Below are 17,359 nucleotides of genomic sequence, written 5' to 3' on the forward strand. Positions count from 1 at the left end.
ATATCAAGGTGTCCATTGTGACGTAAACGATGAAAATGATATTGCCCTGTTGTAAAAGAGGCAAAGTTTTTAGGAAGCAGGTTCCATTGACAACCAGTGCTCGCTATATCTTAAATAGCATTCTAAATAGAACGATCACTGTGTTTACGGGGGCGACCAACTCTATTCATAAGTTGCAAAAATGGTGAAACAATTTACCATTCATCATCCATATAATCACTTGAATAACGCATATCCCGTCTACAATAGTCATGGGTATTTTATCAGTCCATACCAGCTTGATCCTCCATCGTTTTCGCAAATACAGTGAATTATAACTTAATGATAATCCTCAATTTAATTTTTAGTTAGCCTCTTAGATTAAAATTAAGATAAAATTAATTATTATTAATAATTACTATACAACAATCAAAAATTTTTTTATATATAAAGTAGAGACGTTTTTTTAATAATAATTAAGGAGCAACAAGTGGTAACAACCAGTACAATTATTTCTGGGGTAGTCAAATTTAATCAAACTTATAGCGCAAATGGTGATTTAATTACAGTATTAGGTAGTGCTGTTAATTTCGTAGTTATGAACGGAGCCGCATTAAATGTGGCTGGGCATACTTATGGCACCATTGTTAAACAACGCGGTATAGAGAATGTGTTAAATGGCGGCTCAGCAGCTACTACTATTATTAATAATGGTACGCAAAATGTCTATAATTGGGCATCCACAACTTCAACAAATGTAAATAGTGGTGGTATCCAAAATGTTTACAATGTTGGATCAGCTTATGCAACAAGTGTTAATAATAGTGGTATCCAAACGATATATGATGGTGGTTCTGCTTTTTATACACACATCAATTCAGGTGGGTACATGACAACCACGAGGGGTGGGGTCTCTGTTCAAGCCTATCTCTATAGTGGTGGTATTGAAGATGTTGGATTTAACAGACTGACACAACTATCATCGCTTGGTTCTTCTCTCAGCACACAGATCTATGGGGGAAAACAATATGTGTATTCAGGAGGTGTGGCATCAGCTACGACCGTTTTTGCTGGTGGCTCCAGTTTCATCGTCGCAGGAGGCTCTGCAACTGATACAGTAGTCAACTCTGATGGAATGCAAGAAGTATATGGTAATGTTAAAAACACAAATCTATATAATGGGGGAACCCTGCGTGTTGCATTTGCTGGAACAACCTCAGGCACAAAAGTTGGACAAAAATCAGTTGAAAACGTTTATAGTCGAGGTTCTGCGACAGCAACAATTGTGAGTACTAATGGTACACAAAATATCTACGATACAGGTTCAGCAACCTCAACAATTGTAAGAGGTGGCACACAAAATATTTATAGTGATGCGTCTGCTTATGTGGCACAAATCAGTAATGGTGGTGTCCAGAATATACATGATGGTGGTAAAGGATTTTTTACGACTGTTAATTCAGGAGGTTACCTTACCACCACCAATAATGGTTTATCGTTTCAAGCTTATCTTTCTAGCGGTAGTATCGAAGATGTTGGATTTAACAGATTTACACAAATGTCATCTGTTGGTTCATCTATCAGCACACAGATCATTGGTGGAAAACAATATGTATATTCTGGAGGCATAGCCTCAGCTGCAACCGTTTTTTCTCAAGGATCCAGCTTTATCGTTGCAGGGGGCTCCGCAGTTGATACGATAGTCAGCTCTGGTGGAATGCAAGAAGTATACGGTAATACTAAAAATACCAACCTATATAATAGTGCAACCTTGCTTGTGGCATTTGGTGGAACAACGACAGGCACAAAAGTTGGACAAAATTCTGTTGAAAATGTTGCCGATGGTGGTTCTGCAACAGGAACTTTGGTTCAAACCAATGGTCTGCAAAATGTTTATGATAAGGCATCAGCAACATCGACGACTGTCAATGGAAGTGGTGTACAAAACGTTTATAATAATGCTTCTGCCTACACTACCATCCTCAATAGCACTGGCACACAAAATCTTTATAATGGTGGGCAAGGATTTTATACCACGATTAATAACGGCGGTGTTCAAGTTGTTTTATCAACTGGTGTTGCGCATGAGACAACAATTAACCAAAATGGTGTAATGAATATTTCTGGTGGTGGCTTAGCCAGCAGCACGAATATTAACAGTGGTGGTTTGCAAACTATTTCTGGCACAAGCAAAGTATTTGCATCAGCTACAGACACCGTTATTTTAACAGGTGGTCAGCAAACTATTTATAATTGGGGCACAGCAAATAAGATTACTTTATCTGGCGGAACATTAAATGTCAGTGCAGGTGGTAAAATTACTGATAATGTGACTTTTACCCCAGGTGGAACCCTTAATGTTTACTCTGGCGCGAGTGTTTCAACAACCGTTACCAATGGCGGCAGAGAATTTATCTATGATGGTGGTTTAACAAATAGCACTACTGTAAATAATGGTTTCCAATATATTATGGGTGGTGGCGTTACCAGTAATACCACAGTCAGCAATGACGGTGTGATTTTCGTCAGTGGTGGAACCGTAAACACTATCAGTGTAAGTGATGGTGGTGAACTTAAGGTATTGAGTGGGACGGTTAACGGAGTAAATGTTGCTGACAATGGTGTAGTTGTTGTTAATGGTGGAACTATTTCTGATACTATAGTTCAGTATGGTGGTGTTTTAAATGCGACCAGCGGAACTTTGGGAAAAACTACTGTGAGTGCTGGGGGTGCTGTAATATATACTGACGGCAGCGTCACTATAACAGGTAAATTTATTCTAAAATCAGGTAGTTTCTTAAATGGTAGACAAGTTCTTCAGGATATTTCTCTTGATGATTCTACAAAGATTAATGTCACAGCTTTACTTGACGATCCTACTTTATTTGCACCAGCTTCTGTTGCAACCCCTGCAAGTATGTCATTGATGACATCAAGGGAATTTGTTACGCCGATTCCTTATAATGATGCAAGCTCACTACCTACAACTGATGGAAGTGGAAATCCCATTACTTGGGATGATGGTGATGCTTTAGTTGATGATTCTCAAGCAGCAAAAGATTTTGATATAAGAAATTATACAGTCACTAGTAATGGTAACGGATATGTTTCTTTTCTTCCTCCAGGGCAAACAGAACGTATTTGGGGTGTTGGAATGCTTGATAATAGTGCTTCGCAATATTTACCAGGCGGCGGCCCTTTTGGGTCAATCCTTATTTATAGTGCCAACGATACAAAGGTTGTAATGCGTGAAACTAACCCTGACAAAAAATCCTATAAGACCGCTACTTATATTGCAAAAGGAGGCATAGTAAACGTCAATTCGGATGCGACGATCGAAAACCTTAGCGTATATAGTGGCGGCACGCTAAATGCAACACAAGGAAGGGTTGAGAAATTACATGTTGGGCAAAGTGGCATTGCAAATTTTGACGGTGCAAGTATAGGAACGTTAAGTCTAGATTCTGGTGGTAGTGCCAATATTACGACCTCAACAGGTGGTGTGATCTCTTTACAAGGGACTGAAAACAAAGGTCTTGTCATTTCAGGAACAGCATCTAAAGATGGAACGCAAGTGTCTTCCACAATCGCAGATTTCGATGGAAACGACAGCATTACTTTAAAAGATATCCAACGCAGCCAAATCGCAGGTGTTAAGTTCCCTGATAAAGATCATATGACCATCACTCTTCTTGATGGTTCTTCGGTTACTTTACATATTATTGATATTGAAACCACAGGCTATACACTTGGTGAAAACAGCGATGGTAGTACTTTTATTGAAGCTTGTTTCCTTGCAGGCACGGCGATTTCTACACCCAATGGAACAATGGCAATCGAAACCATTTCAACCCATGATATTATAGAGACATTTGATTGGCAAACAAACCAAGTCATCCATTCCGCTGTTACATGGATTGGACAAAAACATATGACTATCAATGTAAATCAACCTGATGATCTTGCTGGATATCCTGTTCGTGTTCTTAAAGGGGCGATTGATGATAATGTTCCTAATCAAGATCTTTTGATTACACCAGAGCATTGCTTATTCTTTGATGGTAATTTTGTGCCAGTCAGAATGTTGGTCAATGGTCGTTCCATTTACTATGATCGTTCGATTACGTCTTATGATTATTATCATATTGAAACAGAAAAACATTCTGTCATTTGGGCTAATGGCACATTAACAGAAAGCTATTTGGATACAGGCAATCGGAATGTATTTTCAACAAACCAGAAAGTTGTTTCTTTATTTAACGAAACAAAAACATGGGACGTTGATGCTGCAGCCCCTCTGAATGTGCAACGTGACGTTGTTGAGCCTATTTATAATCAAATTAACAATCGCGCTGTTCATAGTAATATTGCATCAAAAACCGAAATATTATCCTTGACAACTGATCCAGAACTTTGTTTGGAAACAGGTTTAGGTAAGATTATTGAACCTCATCTTGCCCAAAATGGAAGATATGTATTTATCATTCCAGAAGGGGTCAATATTGTTAATATCCTGTCAAGAACCAGCAGACCATGTGAAACGATTGGCTCTTTTGTCGATGATCGTCGTTATCTTGGTGTCTTGGTCAGCAAAGCATTTATCATGAGCAATAATAGCGTTCATGAATTAACGGATTATTTATCTGATGAATCCCTTGAGGGGTGGGATATTGTGGAAAATGCTCCTTGTCGTTGGACAAATGGAAAAGCCACATTAAACATCCATACCAATTATCCAGAACAAAGATTACTTGTCCTCAATATATTAGCTGGCGGGCCGTATATCGAAGAATTGTGCAGCAATGAACAAAACAAGATCGCTTCTTAAATTCTGAATAATATTCATATAATATAAGTTCTTGGCTCTATTTTACAATAGAGCCAAGTCCACATTCTAAATAAAATCAATAATCAGACTTTGTCTGGTTTTGTCGCAAAGTTTTAAGGGTACTGTTGCAAATTTCAAAAAATGTCAAATTTTTGAAAAAATATTGAAAAACGAATTTTGTTAATCTTTTGAATTATAACGATATTTTGGTATTGTCGCAAATTTAATTATGTATTTTAGTATGATGTAGAAATGGAGTGAGTATTTATATTTTAGGAACGATTTATGTCTATTGGTATCTATAGCAAGCTTATATTAAGATCTAAGGATGATTTTAAAGGTCGCCACTTTAGTGGGTTGATGATTATCCAAGCGGTAAACTGGTATTTACGCTATTGTCTTAGCTATCGAGACATTGAGGAATTGTTTTTAGAACGTGGGATAAATATAGATCATAGCACGTTAAATCGTTGGATATTACGCTATGCTCCTCTATTAGAAAAACGTTTGAGAAGCTATAGAAAGCCCCATTGTGGTGAGGTGAGGATTGATGAAACCTATATCAAGGTAAAAGGTCAGTGGAAGTATCTATATAGAGCCATTGATAAGAATGGAACTGCTATTGATTTCTTATTAACAGCTAAAAGAAATATCAAAGCAGCACAACGCTTTTTTATAAAAGCATTTAAAGAAGATGGTCTGTTCGCTCCAACCCATATTGGAACAGATAAAGCATTACCGTTTCCAAAAACCATACAAACCATGAAGAATGAGTATATCCTTCCCAATCACTGCGTTCATGAAACAAAGAAATCTTTACAACAGGGAATAGAAAATGATCATTTCAGGTTAAAGAGGGGTATACCAAGAAATGGCTGTTTTCAATCTTTTCATACAGCAAGAAAAACACTCAACGGATATGAGGCCATTCTCTGGATAAAAAAAGGACTGGGCTTTAAAGAAAAATGGACAATCAACGAACAAATAAAGCTCATTCAAAGCATATTCGGTCTAAATAATAATATATTCGTCTAAATTAGCTAGCTTTATGGCTAATCACAGCACCATTCAATATTTGCGACAAGATCCAAAAAGAGAAAGAGATCGGGAATTCAATCCGCACAGAAGAAATTGGATCGCTTGTTGGTGCTGGGAAAGATGTAACGATTGGTGCTGGGAATAATATTGACGTTAAGGGCACAATAACGGGTCAAAATGATGTGACATTGATTGCTGGCAATAACATTTCGACGACGGCAACGAAAGACACGACGGAGGATTATTACCATAAGAGCAGCTCAGGACTTGGTGCCAGCTTTAGTGGAGGGATGGCATCTATTGGCTATCATTCTGACAAGCAAACGGATACGAGCAAAACAACGACTTGGACGGCCAGTGAGGTCAGTGCTGGGAATAATTTAAATATTATTTCTGGGGGATCATCGAAATTTACGGGGACGAACCTTGGTGCGGGGAATGATTTAAATATCAGTGGATCTTCTGTAACCTTTGACACGGTTCATAACACGACTGATGAAACCCATAAACAATCTTCTGTATTTGGTGGTATAAAAGCTGGATTATCTTCTAATTCTGCTGCGGGTCAAGCTGCGCAATATGGTCAAGCGGCTGCGGATATGAATGGTAGCCAAAGTGCTGCGGGTAAGACCTTGAACGCGATGCAAGGGGGATATGCGGTTGGCAATGGGATTGCGAATGCTGGCAAATATGGTGGTGGGCTTATTTCTGGAAAGGTTCAGGTTGGATTTAGTTCCAGCAAATCCAAAAGTGAAACTTCGCAAAGCACTGTTGTTGGATCTTCTGCCACGGCTGGAAATAATCTGAATATTGTTGCGCGTGGGGATAATGCGAATGATGCGCATAATGGGGATTTAACGGTTACTGCTGGTGATTTATCGGGTAAGAATGTCAATTTATCTGGGAATAACGTTACATTACAGTCTGATTTTAATACGACGCATTCCACCAGCAAAGACAGCAGCTTTGGTGGTGCGATTGGTGTTGAGGTTGGCACGAATGGGGGTGTTTCTGTTGTTGCGAATGGCAGTGGCTCTAAACAACATGCGAATGGTGACAGTTCGACTGGGGTCAATACGACGGTATCTGGGACGGACAAAGTCACGATTACGGCTCCTGGTAAAACGACGATTAATGGCGGGATAGTCTCTGGCAATCAAATTGTTGTTGATACTGGGAATTTGGATATTACCAGCCCACAAGACAGTGCGAGCTATGACAGTAATTCCAGTCAAGCAGGATTTGGTGGCAAGGTTCCTGGTGCTGGCCCAGCTAGTGGTTGGGGCGTTAATGGGAATTACTCGAACCAAAAGATCACGAATGATTACCAAAGCACAGGCCATTTATCTGGATTATATGCTGGGAATGGCGGGGTTCAAGTGGATGTTGATGGCACCACGCATTTAAAAGGCGGGGTGATCAGCAGCACAGGCGGGGACAGTCATTTAAATACAGGCAAACTAATTGCGGAAAACCAAGAGAACCATTCGAAATGGGATGCGACCTCTACGGGTGGTGGCTTAAACCTTGGCACGGATGCGCTGGGTGGCACGCTTGGGCCATTGGGTGTGATTGCTGGAAATATGGCTGCGAACTCTGGGTTGATTGCTGGGGGGAACAGAAACCATGATGAAACCAGCAGCAGTCAGTCTGCGATCAGTGGGAATGTCACGGTTAATGCGGGTAATACTCAAGGCAGTTACACCAATGATGTGAATAGTGCCGATGGGTATCTGGCAACAATTTTAACGCGGAGAAACTGGCGAACCAACTGCAAAACAGCCAATTGGGCATGCAGCTGGTCGGCGAAGTTATGGGGCAAGTGTCTGACGCGTTGGATGCCAACCATATCCCAGGCTTTGATGAAACGAACCTTTCCAACGACTGGGGACGCATTATCCTTGAAGCTGCAGGCAGTGCGGGTATTGCTGGGCTTACAGGTGGCAATGTTGGAGCTGCAACGGCGAGTTCTGCTGTTGGTAGTGCGGTTATTCCTGTTGCAGGGCAAGGGATTACAAATGTTGTTGGTTCTGTGGTTGGTGCTGATAAAGATCAGATTGGGCAAGCGATTACTAGTATTTTTACGAACCTTGCGGCGAATGGTGGTGCATTAATTGGAGCTGCGATTGATGGTGGTTCTGGTGCGCTTAATGGGTCGACTATTGGCTCTATGCTTGAAGCATATAATGCGCAACATAGTGGTGTTTTTGGTAAATTATGGGATAAATTTACTCTTAATAATGTAGCTAATACATTATCAGATGCAAGCCATTCTGCGGTTGTTAATGCGACAGTAGGTGCTAGTTATGGTGGTGCTGTTACAGGTGCTACAGCAGGCGCAGTAGCTGGAGGTGGTATTGGATCTATTCCTGGAGCTGCTGGGGGTGGAGAAAGTGGCTTTTTGGTAGGTGCAGGTGTGGGAGGTGCAGCTGGTGCCATGTATGGTTTTGGCAGCACATTATCAGAACATGCATATAATTCTGTTATAGATGCTATTAATGAGAGTAATGCCGAGGATCAGTCTGCACAAAACAAGACACAACCACAAGGAAACACATCTGTAAGTGCATCTGCTGGAAGCCCAATGCCCGATGGTGATGGCGGGGATAAGAAGGGTAATGGTGATCAGAGTAATACAGAACCTCAAAAAACTGAGGATATTATTAAAAATGAAAATGGAAATTTACAAGGTGATAAAAGACCTGGTTCTGATAATAAAATTAGAACCCTTACAAAAGAAGAGTTTCAGACAATGAAAGATGCATTGATGAAAGGGGCAGAAAAGATAAGGGATTATTCTAACGGTGAAGGAGAATGGTATAGAAGACCAGATGGATCAGAATTTGGTATTAGAAATAGTAAGGAAAGTGGAGAAACAATAGATATTATGAAGCCCGCGCCAGGTTCATCTGTTAGGCCAAATACGAAATTTCATCAATAAAAAAGGAAGATAGTAATGAGTGAAATAATCAACAATGAAGGTATAAGCACTCAAGAGTGGATTATGGAAAATGTAAACTCATTACCATATGATGCTGTATCTTTAGGACAATTTATATCATACTTTCAATCTAGTTTTCTTCTTTCAAAAAAAGACTTAATACATTATGTGCGTTTGACAATATATGAATTATTGAATTATGGAGCTAAACCAGTTATAGGGGCTGGTATATTAGAAAAAATATCTCCTTATGATTGGATATTGCAGGAGCAATACGGTTCAACGAAAGAAGAAATTGCAAATAATATTATTAAGGAATGGTTATTACAAGAAGATCCAGCCCCCAATTTGTGGGAAGTATGGTTTTATATACCTAATGAATATTGTTTTAATCCAGATTACTATCAAGTTAATAAAGATGGGGTATGTCTTGCAACATGGATCAAAGAATTTATAGAAAAACAAAGAAAGTATTGTATTTCTTTATCTGAAATTATTACAGAATTACAAAATAATTTTGATTTATCACAATATCAATTGGATTATTTTGTTCGTATGATTATTGAAAGATTATATTATCAAGGTTCAAGACCTGTAGTGAAAGCTGTGTCCTCTTTATCAGGTCAATATCAATGGGTCTTGCAAATACAATATGGTTTATCAGCTAGTAGTGTGGGTTTTAGAATAGTTAAAAAATGGCAAGAGAATAGAAAGAGTAATTTTGAAATAGAGCAAATTTATTTTTATATTCCAGATCAAAATTGTTTTATTCCAGACGGTTATAAGGAAGAGATTGATGACTGGAAGTTTGTTATATTTTAATAGTTATATGCTATGAATGAATATTAATAGATTGATATTTACTGCTCTTGTCGCAAATATTGAATAATGCTGTAATTATCTAGAAAACTGGATAATTAGACAGATATTTTATTATTTAAACCGAAGATGTTTTGGATGAAATTGATTTGTTCCTTGATTGTCCATTTTCCTTTAAAGCCAAGTCCTTTTTTTATCCAGAGGATAGCTTCATATCCTTTGATTGTATTTCTTGCGGTATGGAAAGACTGAAAACAACCATTTCTTGGCATAACTTTCTTTAATCTAAAATGATCACTTTCTATACCCTGTTGTAAGGATTTCTTTGTTTCATGCAAGCAGTGATTGGGAAGAATATACTCATTCTTTATGGTTTGTATGGTTTTTGGAAAAGAAGATGCGATCTTGTCGCAAATATTGAATGGTGCTGTGATTAGCCATAAAGCTAGCTAATTTAGACGGGTATATTATTATTTAGACCGAATATGCTTTGAATGAGTTTTATTTGTTCGTTGATTGTCCATTTTCCTTTAAAACCCAGTCCTTTTTTAATCCAGAGAATGGCCTCATATCCGTTGAGTGTTTTTCTTGCTGTATGAAAAGATTGAAAACAGCCATTTCTTGGTATACCCCTCTTTAACCTGAAATGATCATTTTCTATTCCCTGTTGTAAAGATTTCTTTGTTTCATGAACGCAGTGATTGGGAAGGATATACTCATTCTTCATGGTTTGTATGGTTTTTGGAAACGGTAATGCTTTATCTGTTCCAATATGGGTTGGAGCGAATAGACCATCTTTTTTAAACGCCTTTCTAAAGAAACGTTGTGCTGCTTTGATATTTCTTTTAGCTGTTAATAAGAAATCAATAGCAGTTCCATTCTTATCAATGGCTCTATATAGATACTTCCACTGACCTTTTACTTTGATATAGGTTTCATCAATCCTCACCTCACCACAATGAGGCTTTCTATAGCTTCTCAAACGTTTTTCTAATAGTGGTGCATAGCGTAATACCCAATGGTTTAACGTGCTATGATCTGTATTTATCCCACGTTTTAGGAATAATTTCTCAATATCTCGATAGCTAAGACAATAGCGTAAATACCAGTTTACCGCTTGGATAATCATCAACCCACTAAAGTGGCGACCTTTAAAATCATCCTTAGATCTTAATATAAACTTGCTATAGATACCAATAAACATAAATCGTTCCTAAAATATAAATACTCACTCCATTTCTACATCATACTAAAATACATAATTAAATTTGCGACAAGACCGATAGGACTTTATCTGCTCATGAAAAAGTAAAAGCTTTGCTTGAATTGGCGAGTATTGAGCAATCCTTAGGGGAGTTTGTGGGTAATGCTGATAAAGTTTTTTAAACGTCCCCCTAAAAGAACCAATGGAGGTAAAGGTGGAAGTCCTAGAGCTTCTATGGATTATTTACTTAACAAGCCAGAAGATGAAGTCAGAGTTTTACAAGGTAATCCTGAATTATCTGTGAGGCTTGCTGAGGCTATGGAGAGTGCTAATCCCTATACAGTGGGGTGCTTATCTTTTGAGGAAGCAGATATACCCGAAGAAGACAAAAAGGTCATTATGCAGAAGTTTGAAGAAAGCTTCTTGGCTGGGTTAGATGCAGAGCAATTTAATATTTGTTGGATTGAGCATACGGATAAAGGGAGATTAGAGCTTAACTTCTTTGTGCCGAATGTAGAGCTTTCGACAGGAAAGCGGTTAAATCTCTATTATGACCGTGCGGATAGACATTTGGCAGAGAGTTTTAAAAAGGCGATTAATTTAGAATATGGTTTAACGTCTCCAGATGACCCGCAGAAGCGTCAAACAGTTTCGATAGATAAATCCCCTACCAAAAAACACAAAAGATGCTGTAGCGGCTTTAAATGAGCTTATTGAGTATGAATTTTCTCAAGGGAACATACAGAACCGTCAAGATGTGGTTGCTTGCTTTGAAAGACATGGGTTTGAGATTAGTCGGCAGGGTCAAGATTATCTATCGATTAAAAATGAGAATGGCAGGAATGTTAGATTAAAGGGAGCTTTTTATGAGCAGACTTTCAGAGCTGATACAGCACGCCAAGCAATCGCAGAAGCAGAAAGAGGAAGAAGTCGAGAAAATTATCGAGGAGAAGTTGAACAAGCTCGAGAGCAACTTCAACGCTCGGTTGAAGCAAAGCTTCGGGAAAATAGACAGCGATTTGCAAGAACAGGGCGAAAAAGTAAATCAAAGATTGCTCAGGCTATACAAAATACCAATGCTTTGTATCGGAGGGATAGGAGTTCTTTTAGTGTTAGGAGTGGTGTATCTGGCTTATCTAGCGAACGGATATTGGGACGAGATGAACGAGTGGAAACAGTCGGCGGAGATATACAAAGCCAACAGTCAGAACATACTGCTCAACAAATGCACGATGGACGACAAGACGACCAGAATATGCGTTCAAGTAGACCCGCAATACAAAGACCAAGAGTGGGGAAACAATCTGAAAGTTTTAACGATAAGGGCGGATTAAATGAACCCGATTATGAAGCAGTTGCAAGAAGCATTGAGCGAGCTAAGCGAGACAGCAAAGAGAGAGTTGCTCGTTATTACCGAGCAGCACAGGAAGAGCATGAACGCTGTCGAGCAGAAGCACGAAGCAGAATTGAAGCTAGTCAACGAGCGGTTGAGCAGGTTAGAGAGCGAAAATCAGGAATTAAAGAGCTTGCTCAAAAACTGTTTGAACGAGTTAGAATAACCGTTCAAAAGAGAATTGAACGGTATCAGGAGAGGTTACAGAATATTCCTAGGGGAGGTATGAAATTTTAGTTTTATGTTTTGTTTTTATTATAGAATTAACCAAACAAATCTGAATGAGTGCCTGTGCGTTCAAAATGCACTGTAACTTCATCTGGACAATAATAAATCAACAACCAGTCTGGCTCTATATGTAATTCTCTATGAGGTTTCCATACACCTTTTAAGGGATGATCTTTTAACGCAAAAGGTAATGGCTTATCATTAACGATAAGTTCTATTACAGCCTTCATCTTTTGTATATTTTTTCCGCGTTTTTCGCATTTTCGAATATCTTTTTTAAATAAATTCGAAAATTTAATATTACGCATTCTTAAATACCTAGCTGTTTATATAAATCATTAATATCTTTTGCTGTATGTAAATCTTCTCCACGTTCTGACTTACGCATTGTTTCAAGTGTTAGTTCATTAGGTTCTCTATTTTTAGAAATATATTCTCTCATTAACTCTCTAATCACTTGAGCTACTGGTCGATCATGGCGTGCCGCAACAGCTTTGAAATTTTCTTTTAATTCTGCTTCGACTTTGAATGTCATAACATCTGTTTTCATAGTTTAACTCCTTTGCATCATAGAAAATATTATAATTGCTATACAAAGTAATGTAAATATAATACTTTGTATAGCAATTATAATATTTTAATTTGCTTCATCGTGGTAGAAACTATCTATTGACTTAATCGTTTAGGATCATGCAAAGGTGTAATAGTTTTTGTAGGGGTGTTATGTCTATTGTTTCGATTTCCGAGGCTTCTCGACTGGTCAACAAGTGTAGACAAACTATCTATAAACATATTCGACAAGGAAAGTTGTCTACGTCAATATGTGTTGATGGATCAAAGGGGATTGATACATCTGAACTGATACGAGTTTATGGTATGTTGACTGTAGACGGAGTTACAAGTGTTGGTGCTAACAATAATAGACAGCAAACTACAAAATTTATTGTTGATACTGTTAAAAATGTTGATGTCAACAACCCATACAGGCAGCACGATTGCCTCTACGGGTGGCAGTGTGAATATGAGTGCCAATGGTGATATTAATATCAATGGTTCAAATATTATTGCAAAACAAGATGTGAATATGGCTGGTAACAATATCAACTTCAACACCGTCACAAATACAACTAACGGGGATAATTATAAAAAAGATTCCTTTACAGGGTTAACCGTAGGGGTCTCTGGTCAGTCTGTGATTGGTGGGGTTTCAAAAAATGCATTGGCAGCTGTCAATAGTAAGGATAATGCGTCAATGTCGACTAGTATTAGCAGTGCCGCAATAAGTGCAACAAAGACAGCATTGGGAGCTTCGGGAGCATTGGATACTGTTGCAGATAATCCAATAAACCTAGCACAGGCCTTGGCTGCAGAAAAAGCCAATGTGGCTAATCATGCAGGGGTGAATTATAATTTGATGGGTGTCAGTGCCTCTGTTGGTCATGAATCGAATAAATCGGAAAGTCAAAAAGCAACGACCACAGATGTTGGGTCAAGCGTTACTGCTGGTGGCAAGGTGAATATTAACGCCAAAAATGATATTAATGCGACAGGTTCGACGATCAGTGGCAATGATGTTATTTTTAACGCTGGTGGGGATATTAACCTGAATGCGGGATATAAGACTGAAGAGAGTAAAAGCTCGTCGTCTAGTAATAAGTTTGGAATTGGCGCCAGTGGGTCTGTTGGAATTGGTGGTGGCAGTGTTGGTTTGACGGCTGAGGGGTCTGTGGGTTGGGGGAATTCTAAATCTTCCAGCAAGACGGCGATTGATACGGTTGTCAATGGCACGAATTCTGTTACGATAAACAATCAAAATGGCAATTTGAACCTGAATGGTGCGCAAATTACGAACAAGAATCCTGATGGGACGCTCAGTGATGGATCGATTATGATTAATACGGGGAATTTGAATATCACGACACCTCAAAATACAGCGAAGTATGATAGTGATCAGTATAAAGTGGGTGTTTCTGGTTCATTACCTTTAGTTTCTGCTGGTTTTGGGAATAATGCAGGGCCTCTTATTCCCTTTGCCCAAGGCACCTTAACTGGGGGGATTACGGATATTCATAATGATTACAAATCGACAGAACAAACGTTGTCTGGACTTTATGCGGGTAAGGGAGGGTTGGACGTAAATGTATCTGGCACGACGACATTAACAGGGGGTGCGATTACCAGTGCTGCGGATGTGTCCAAGAATCAAATAACGACGGGCAGCTTGATTGGAAATTCATTGGATAACCATTCTGTGTGGAGTGGTCTGAACGTATCTGGTTCGACCACGGTTACCAGCCAAGATACAGTGGCGGGCACGGCATCGGATGCAAAGGATAATCATTTATTACCAGGGAATGTGTTAAACAGCGCCTCTGGCCTTGGGATTGGGGGCGGTGTTGTGATGAATAATGAACATAGGACGACGGATTCTGTGATTGGTGGGAATATTACGGTGAATGCGGGGTCAACAACGGGTAAGATTGTGAACGATGCGGATGCTGCGAATGGCTATATTCAGAATGGATTTGATGCGAATAAAATTCAAAGTGATTTTGCCAATCAAAGCAACCTGACCCAGCAATTAACGACGATTGGGAATAGTTTGACGGATATTGTGGTTTCACAGATTGATAAAAACCATCCAGAGGCTATGGCTGGGGATAAAGAGATTGGTAAAACGATTTCCACAGGCGTTGGTGCTGTTGGGGGTGCGGCGTTTGGTGGTGGCAATGTGGGTGCGACGGCTGCGGGTGTGGTTGCAGGCGACGTTATTAATGGATTGGCAAGTGATGCCAGCCACAAACTCGCCGATAAAATCTCCCCAAATCAACAAAATCCACAAGATCCAAAGAATGGGGGAGCTACTAATTTACAAAATAAAACAGATACCGAGCAAGGTGGTTCAACACAACCAAATAACACAACTAAAGGGGATGCTGGTAATGAGTCTACTAAAAATCAGACTTATGACACAACAACGGATATTAACAAAGTGGTTAGTAGCGTTGCGCATGATGTAATCGTTGGTGGATTTGGAGCAATTGCTGGTATTCTAGGTGGTGGAGGTAATGTTGGTTTAGATGCGACTGCTGGTGGCATAACCTCTTTAAAAGTAGCACCTAAAATAGAAAAACCCAAAAGTCAGAAAGTTGATCCAAAAGCAAAAGGTAAACAACCAACAAAACCAGGAGAACAAAATGTACCTAAAAAATAAACTATGTATTCTATTAGGATGTTGTTCAGTATTAACAGCCTGTGGCCCAAATGAATATTACGTGCCTGTGAATAATCAAGTTGGGAATGCTCAGGCTTTATCTAAAACGGCAGATACTATCCGAATTATTATGCCATATAGTTTTCCTAAATTAATTAAAAAAGCACGTAGTGATGACAAAGATTGGTTAAAATATGATCGTGCAGGACGATATAATTTATCTGCAAAGCAATATACAGAATTTCGTTTGCAAACATTAGGATATCGTGTTGTCGATACAGGATTAAAACCTAGAAATGATGCTCACCCTAATGTAATTGCATTGGTTGAATCTGCTGAGGATCCCAGCAAAGCGCATAATGTAATACGAACATGGACAGAGCCCAGCTATACGGACAGTATGGGAACCCCAACGGCATGGGATACCAAAGCTGAAGCCTATACCATGAAACATATTGATTATAAAGTTACCTTGGTCAGACCCAATGGTAAAAATAATCCTTTATTTGTTTGTAATAATACAGAGCTGAGTACCAATTTATGCGTTGCCCCTGAACATCCTGATAATTATGAAGTAATTTTTACAGGATCAGGATCAATGAGTACCGATGCCAATTCGCCATCATATATCCTTGACCATATTACGACGGCGGTTTGGCATGATTATCCCAATATGATGGGACAACACAAAGTCTTCCTCTACAGCCAACCCCACCCTGAAGTCATCCGCGTTGAACCCAACAACCCAAAAAAAGGCTCTTAAAAAAAACTATCAATCAAAGCAACTTGACCCAGCAATTAACGACGATTGGGAATAGTTTGACGGATATTGTGGTAGAGGCGATTGACAAACATAATCCAGAGGTTATTGCGGATTGGAAAGATACGGGTCATAAGATTTCCACAGGCGTTGGTGCTGTTGGGGGTGCGGCGTTTGGTGGTGGCAATGTGGGTGCGACGGCTGCGGGTGTGGTTGCAGGCGACGTTATTAATGGATTGGCAAGTGATGCCAGCCACAAACTCGCCGATAAAATCTCCCCAAATCAACAAAATCCACAAGATCCAAAGAATAATGATGCAAAGGATACAGGAAAACAAGGTAGTGTTGTGCAAACTGATACAAATAAGGCGAACGATCAGAATCAAAATAGTAAAAATCAAACTTATGATACAACTACAGATATTAACAAAGTGGTTAGTGGTATAGCGCATGATGTGATTGTTGGTAGTGTAGGTGCCTTGGCTGGTATTGTTTTTGGTGGTGGCAATGTTGGTTTAGATGCAACAGCAGGAGGCATAACCTCCTTAAAAGTAGCACCTAAAATAGAAAAACCAAAAGATCAAAAGAAAGATACTAAACCGACAGATACGAAAAAACCAACAACGACAGAAAACCAAATGTACCTACAAAATAAGCTGCTTATTTTACTTGGATGTTGCTCAATATTATCCGCGTGTGGTCCACAGCAATATTATATCCCTGTGACTAATCAAGCAGGTAATGCACAGCCACCTTCTAAAACATCAGATACAATTAGAGTATTATTACCTTATATTTATCAAAATAATATTAAATTGGCGCGTAGTGATGATAAAAATTGGCGTCAATATGATATGCAGCACGTTACATTCTGTCAGCTAAGCAGCAAACAGAAAGAAGATTACAAGCGTTAGGATATAACGTTGTTGATACTGGGTTAAAACCTAAGAATGAT

General features: G+C 39.1%; 16 protein-coding genes and 1 pseudogene. 12 read left to right on the forward strand and 5 right to left on the reverse strand.

Annotated features, from left to right (window positions below):
- Positions 1-469: 469 nt before the first annotated feature.
- The gene (locus QJV33_RS11255; protein WP_281463492.1) at positions 470-4,807 is read left to right on the forward strand and encodes a Hint domain-containing protein; all 4,338 of its coding nucleotides are present in this window, start codon (positions 470-472) and stop codon (positions 4,805-4,807) included.
- A 285-nt stretch (positions 4,808-5,092) separates the two neighbouring features.
- Entirely contained in the window at positions 5,093-5,842 is a 750-nt protein-coding gene (locus tag QJV33_RS11260) for an IS6 family transposase (protein ID WP_281463493.1), read from the forward strand.
- Position 5,843: 1 nt separating this feature from the next.
- On the opposite strand, the gene QJV33_RS11265 is transcribed toward QJV33_RS11260, so the two are convergent.
- Positions 5,844-6,008: a hypothetical protein gene (locus QJV33_RS11265; RefSeq protein WP_281463494.1), complete on the reverse strand. Its 165-nt coding sequence runs from the start codon at positions 6,006-6,008 to the stop codon at positions 5,844-5,846.
- On the opposite strand from QJV33_RS11265, the pseudogene QJV33_RS11270 reads away from it, so the two are divergent.
- The 3 genes and pseudogenes from QJV33_RS11270 to QJV33_RS11280 all read left to right on the forward strand — a co-directional run.
- Positions 5,974-7,068, forward strand: a pseudogene (locus QJV33_RS11270) (hemagglutinin repeat-containing protein); the annotation flags it as partial. The gene QJV33_RS11265 and the pseudogene QJV33_RS11270 sit on opposite strands and share 35 nt — an antisense overlap.
- A 599-nt stretch (positions 7,069-7,667) precedes the next feature.
- Positions 7,668-8,786 (forward strand): hypothetical protein, encoded by a 1,119-nt coding sequence (locus tag QJV33_RS11275; protein ID WP_281463495.1) that lies wholly within the window; start codon positions 7,668-7,670, stop codon positions 8,784-8,786.
- Between the two features lie 15 nt (positions 8,787-8,801).
- Positions 8,802-9,608, forward strand: a complete 807-nt coding sequence (locus tag QJV33_RS11280; protein WP_281463496.1) for a hypothetical protein — start codon at positions 8,802-8,804, stop codon at positions 9,606-9,608.
- Positions 9,609-9,703: 95 nt separating this feature from the next.
- Here the strand turns inward: QJV33_RS11280 and QJV33_RS11285 are convergent, their stop codons facing one another.
- Positions 9,704-10,039 (reverse strand): DDE-type integrase/transposase/recombinase, encoded by a 336-nt coding sequence (locus QJV33_RS11285; RefSeq protein WP_408869680.1) that lies wholly within the window; start codon positions 10,037-10,039, stop codon positions 9,704-9,706.
- Between the two features lie 20 nt (positions 10,040-10,059).
- Entirely contained in the window at positions 10,060-10,809 is a 750-nt protein-coding gene (locus QJV33_RS11290) for an IS6 family transposase (RefSeq protein WP_281463497.1), read from the reverse strand.
- Positions 10,810-10,971: 162 nt separating this feature from the next.
- Between QJV33_RS11290 and QJV33_RS11295 the strand changes: the two genes are divergently transcribed.
- Genes QJV33_RS11295 through QJV33_RS11310 form a run of 4 tightly spaced genes read left to right on the forward strand, consistent with a single transcriptional unit; the run spans position 10,972 to position 12,368 of the window.
- Positions 10,972-11,517, forward strand: a complete 546-nt coding sequence (locus QJV33_RS11295; RefSeq protein WP_281463498.1) for a relaxase/mobilization nuclease domain-containing protein — start codon at positions 10,972-10,974, stop codon at positions 11,515-11,517.
- A gap of 11 nt (positions 11,518-11,528) precedes the next feature.
- Positions 11,529-11,663, forward strand: a complete 135-nt coding sequence (locus QJV33_RS11300; protein WP_281463499.1) for a hypothetical protein — start codon at positions 11,529-11,531, stop codon at positions 11,661-11,663.
- Between the two features lie 12 nt (positions 11,664-11,675).
- Positions 11,676-12,143 carry a hypothetical protein gene (locus QJV33_RS11305; RefSeq protein WP_281463500.1) on the forward strand — a complete coding sequence of 156 codons (468 nt, stop codon included), beginning with the start codon at positions 11,676-11,678 and terminating at the stop codon, positions 12,141-12,143.
- Positions 12,144-12,368, forward strand: coding sequence for a hypothetical protein (locus tag QJV33_RS11310; RefSeq protein ID WP_281463501.1), 225 nt, complete (start codon positions 12,144-12,146; stop codon positions 12,366-12,368).
- 97 nt (positions 12,369-12,465) lie between these two features.
- Here the strand turns inward: QJV33_RS11310 and QJV33_RS11315 are convergent, their stop codons facing one another.
- Both QJV33_RS11315 and QJV33_RS11320 read right to left on the reverse strand, forming a co-directional pair.
- Positions 12,466-12,738, reverse strand: coding sequence for a type II toxin-antitoxin system RelE/ParE family toxin (locus QJV33_RS11315; protein ID WP_281463502.1), 273 nt, complete (start codon positions 12,736-12,738; stop codon positions 12,466-12,468).
- Positions 12,739-12,740: 2 nt separating this feature from the next.
- Positions 12,741-12,980 (reverse strand): addiction module antitoxin, encoded by a 240-nt coding sequence (locus QJV33_RS11320; RefSeq protein WP_281463503.1) that lies wholly within the window; start codon positions 12,978-12,980, stop codon positions 12,741-12,743.
- A gap of 411 nt (positions 12,981-13,391) precedes the next feature.
- On the opposite strand from QJV33_RS11320, the gene QJV33_RS11325 reads away from it, so the two are divergent.
- From QJV33_RS11325 to QJV33_RS11335, 3 genes are read left to right on the forward strand one after another with little or no spacing between them, the layout of a single operon-like run.
- On the forward strand, positions 13,392-15,644 hold the full coding sequence (locus QJV33_RS11325; RefSeq protein ID WP_281463504.1) for a hemagglutinin repeat-containing protein: 2,253 nt from the start codon (positions 13,392-13,394) through the stop codon (positions 15,642-15,644).
- Positions 15,628-16,407 (forward strand): hypothetical protein, encoded by a 780-nt coding sequence (locus QJV33_RS11330; RefSeq protein WP_281463505.1) that lies wholly within the window; start codon positions 15,628-15,630, stop codon positions 16,405-16,407. Before QJV33_RS11325 ends, QJV33_RS11330 begins: the two co-directional genes overlap by 17 nt.
- A gap of 23 nt (positions 16,408-16,430) precedes the next feature.
- On the forward strand, positions 16,431-17,318 hold the full coding sequence (locus tag QJV33_RS11335) for a hypothetical protein (RefSeq protein ID WP_281463506.1): 888 nt from the start codon (positions 16,431-16,433) through the stop codon (positions 17,316-17,318).
- Positions 17,319-17,359: the final 41 nt, after the last annotated feature.

Origin of the sequence: Commensalibacter nepenthis (genome assembly GCF_029953305.1) — a bacterium.
Taxonomy (GTDB): domain Bacteria; phylum Pseudomonadota; class Alphaproteobacteria; order Acetobacterales; family Acetobacteraceae; genus Commensalibacter; species Commensalibacter nepenthis.

Coding starts and splice junctions, on each gene's coding strand:
- QJV33_RS11305 (WP_281463500.1), top strand. CDS start 11,676: ATGAGCAGACTTTCAGAGCTGATACAGCACGCCAAGCAATCGCAGAAG.
- QJV33_RS11300 (WP_281463499.1), top strand. CDS start 11,529: ATGAATTTTCTCAAGGGAACATACAGAACCGTCAAGATGTGGTTGCTT.
- QJV33_RS11260 (WP_281463493.1), top strand. CDS start 5,093: ATGTCTATTGGTATCTATAGCAAGCTTATATTAAGATCTAAGGATGAT.
- QJV33_RS11330 (WP_281463505.1), top strand. CDS start 15,628: ATGTACCTAAAAAATAAACTATGTATTCTATTAGGATGTTGTTCAGTA.
- QJV33_RS11325 (WP_281463504.1), top strand. CDS start 13,392: ATGTTGATGTCAACAACCCATACAGGCAGCACGATTGCCTCTACGGGT.
- QJV33_RS11295 (WP_281463498.1), top strand. CDS start 10,972: ATGCTGATAAAGTTTTTTAAACGTCCCCCTAAAAGAACCAATGGAGGT.
- QJV33_RS11280 (WP_281463496.1), top strand. CDS start 8,802: ATGAGTGAAATAATCAACAATGAAGGTATAAGCACTCAAGAGTGGATT.
- QJV33_RS11315 (WP_281463502.1), bottom strand. CDS start 12,738: ATGCGTAATATTAAATTTTCGAATTTATTTAAAAAAGATATTCGAAAA.
- QJV33_RS11290 (WP_281463497.1), bottom strand. CDS start 10,809: ATGTTTATTGGTATCTATAGCAAGTTTATATTAAGATCTAAGGATGAT.
- QJV33_RS11310 (WP_281463501.1), top strand. CDS start 12,144: ATGAACCCGATTATGAAGCAGTTGCAAGAAGCATTGAGCGAGCTAAGC.
- QJV33_RS11320 (WP_281463503.1), bottom strand. CDS start 12,980: ATGAAAACAGATGTTATGACATTCAAAGTCGAAGCAGAATTAAAAGAA.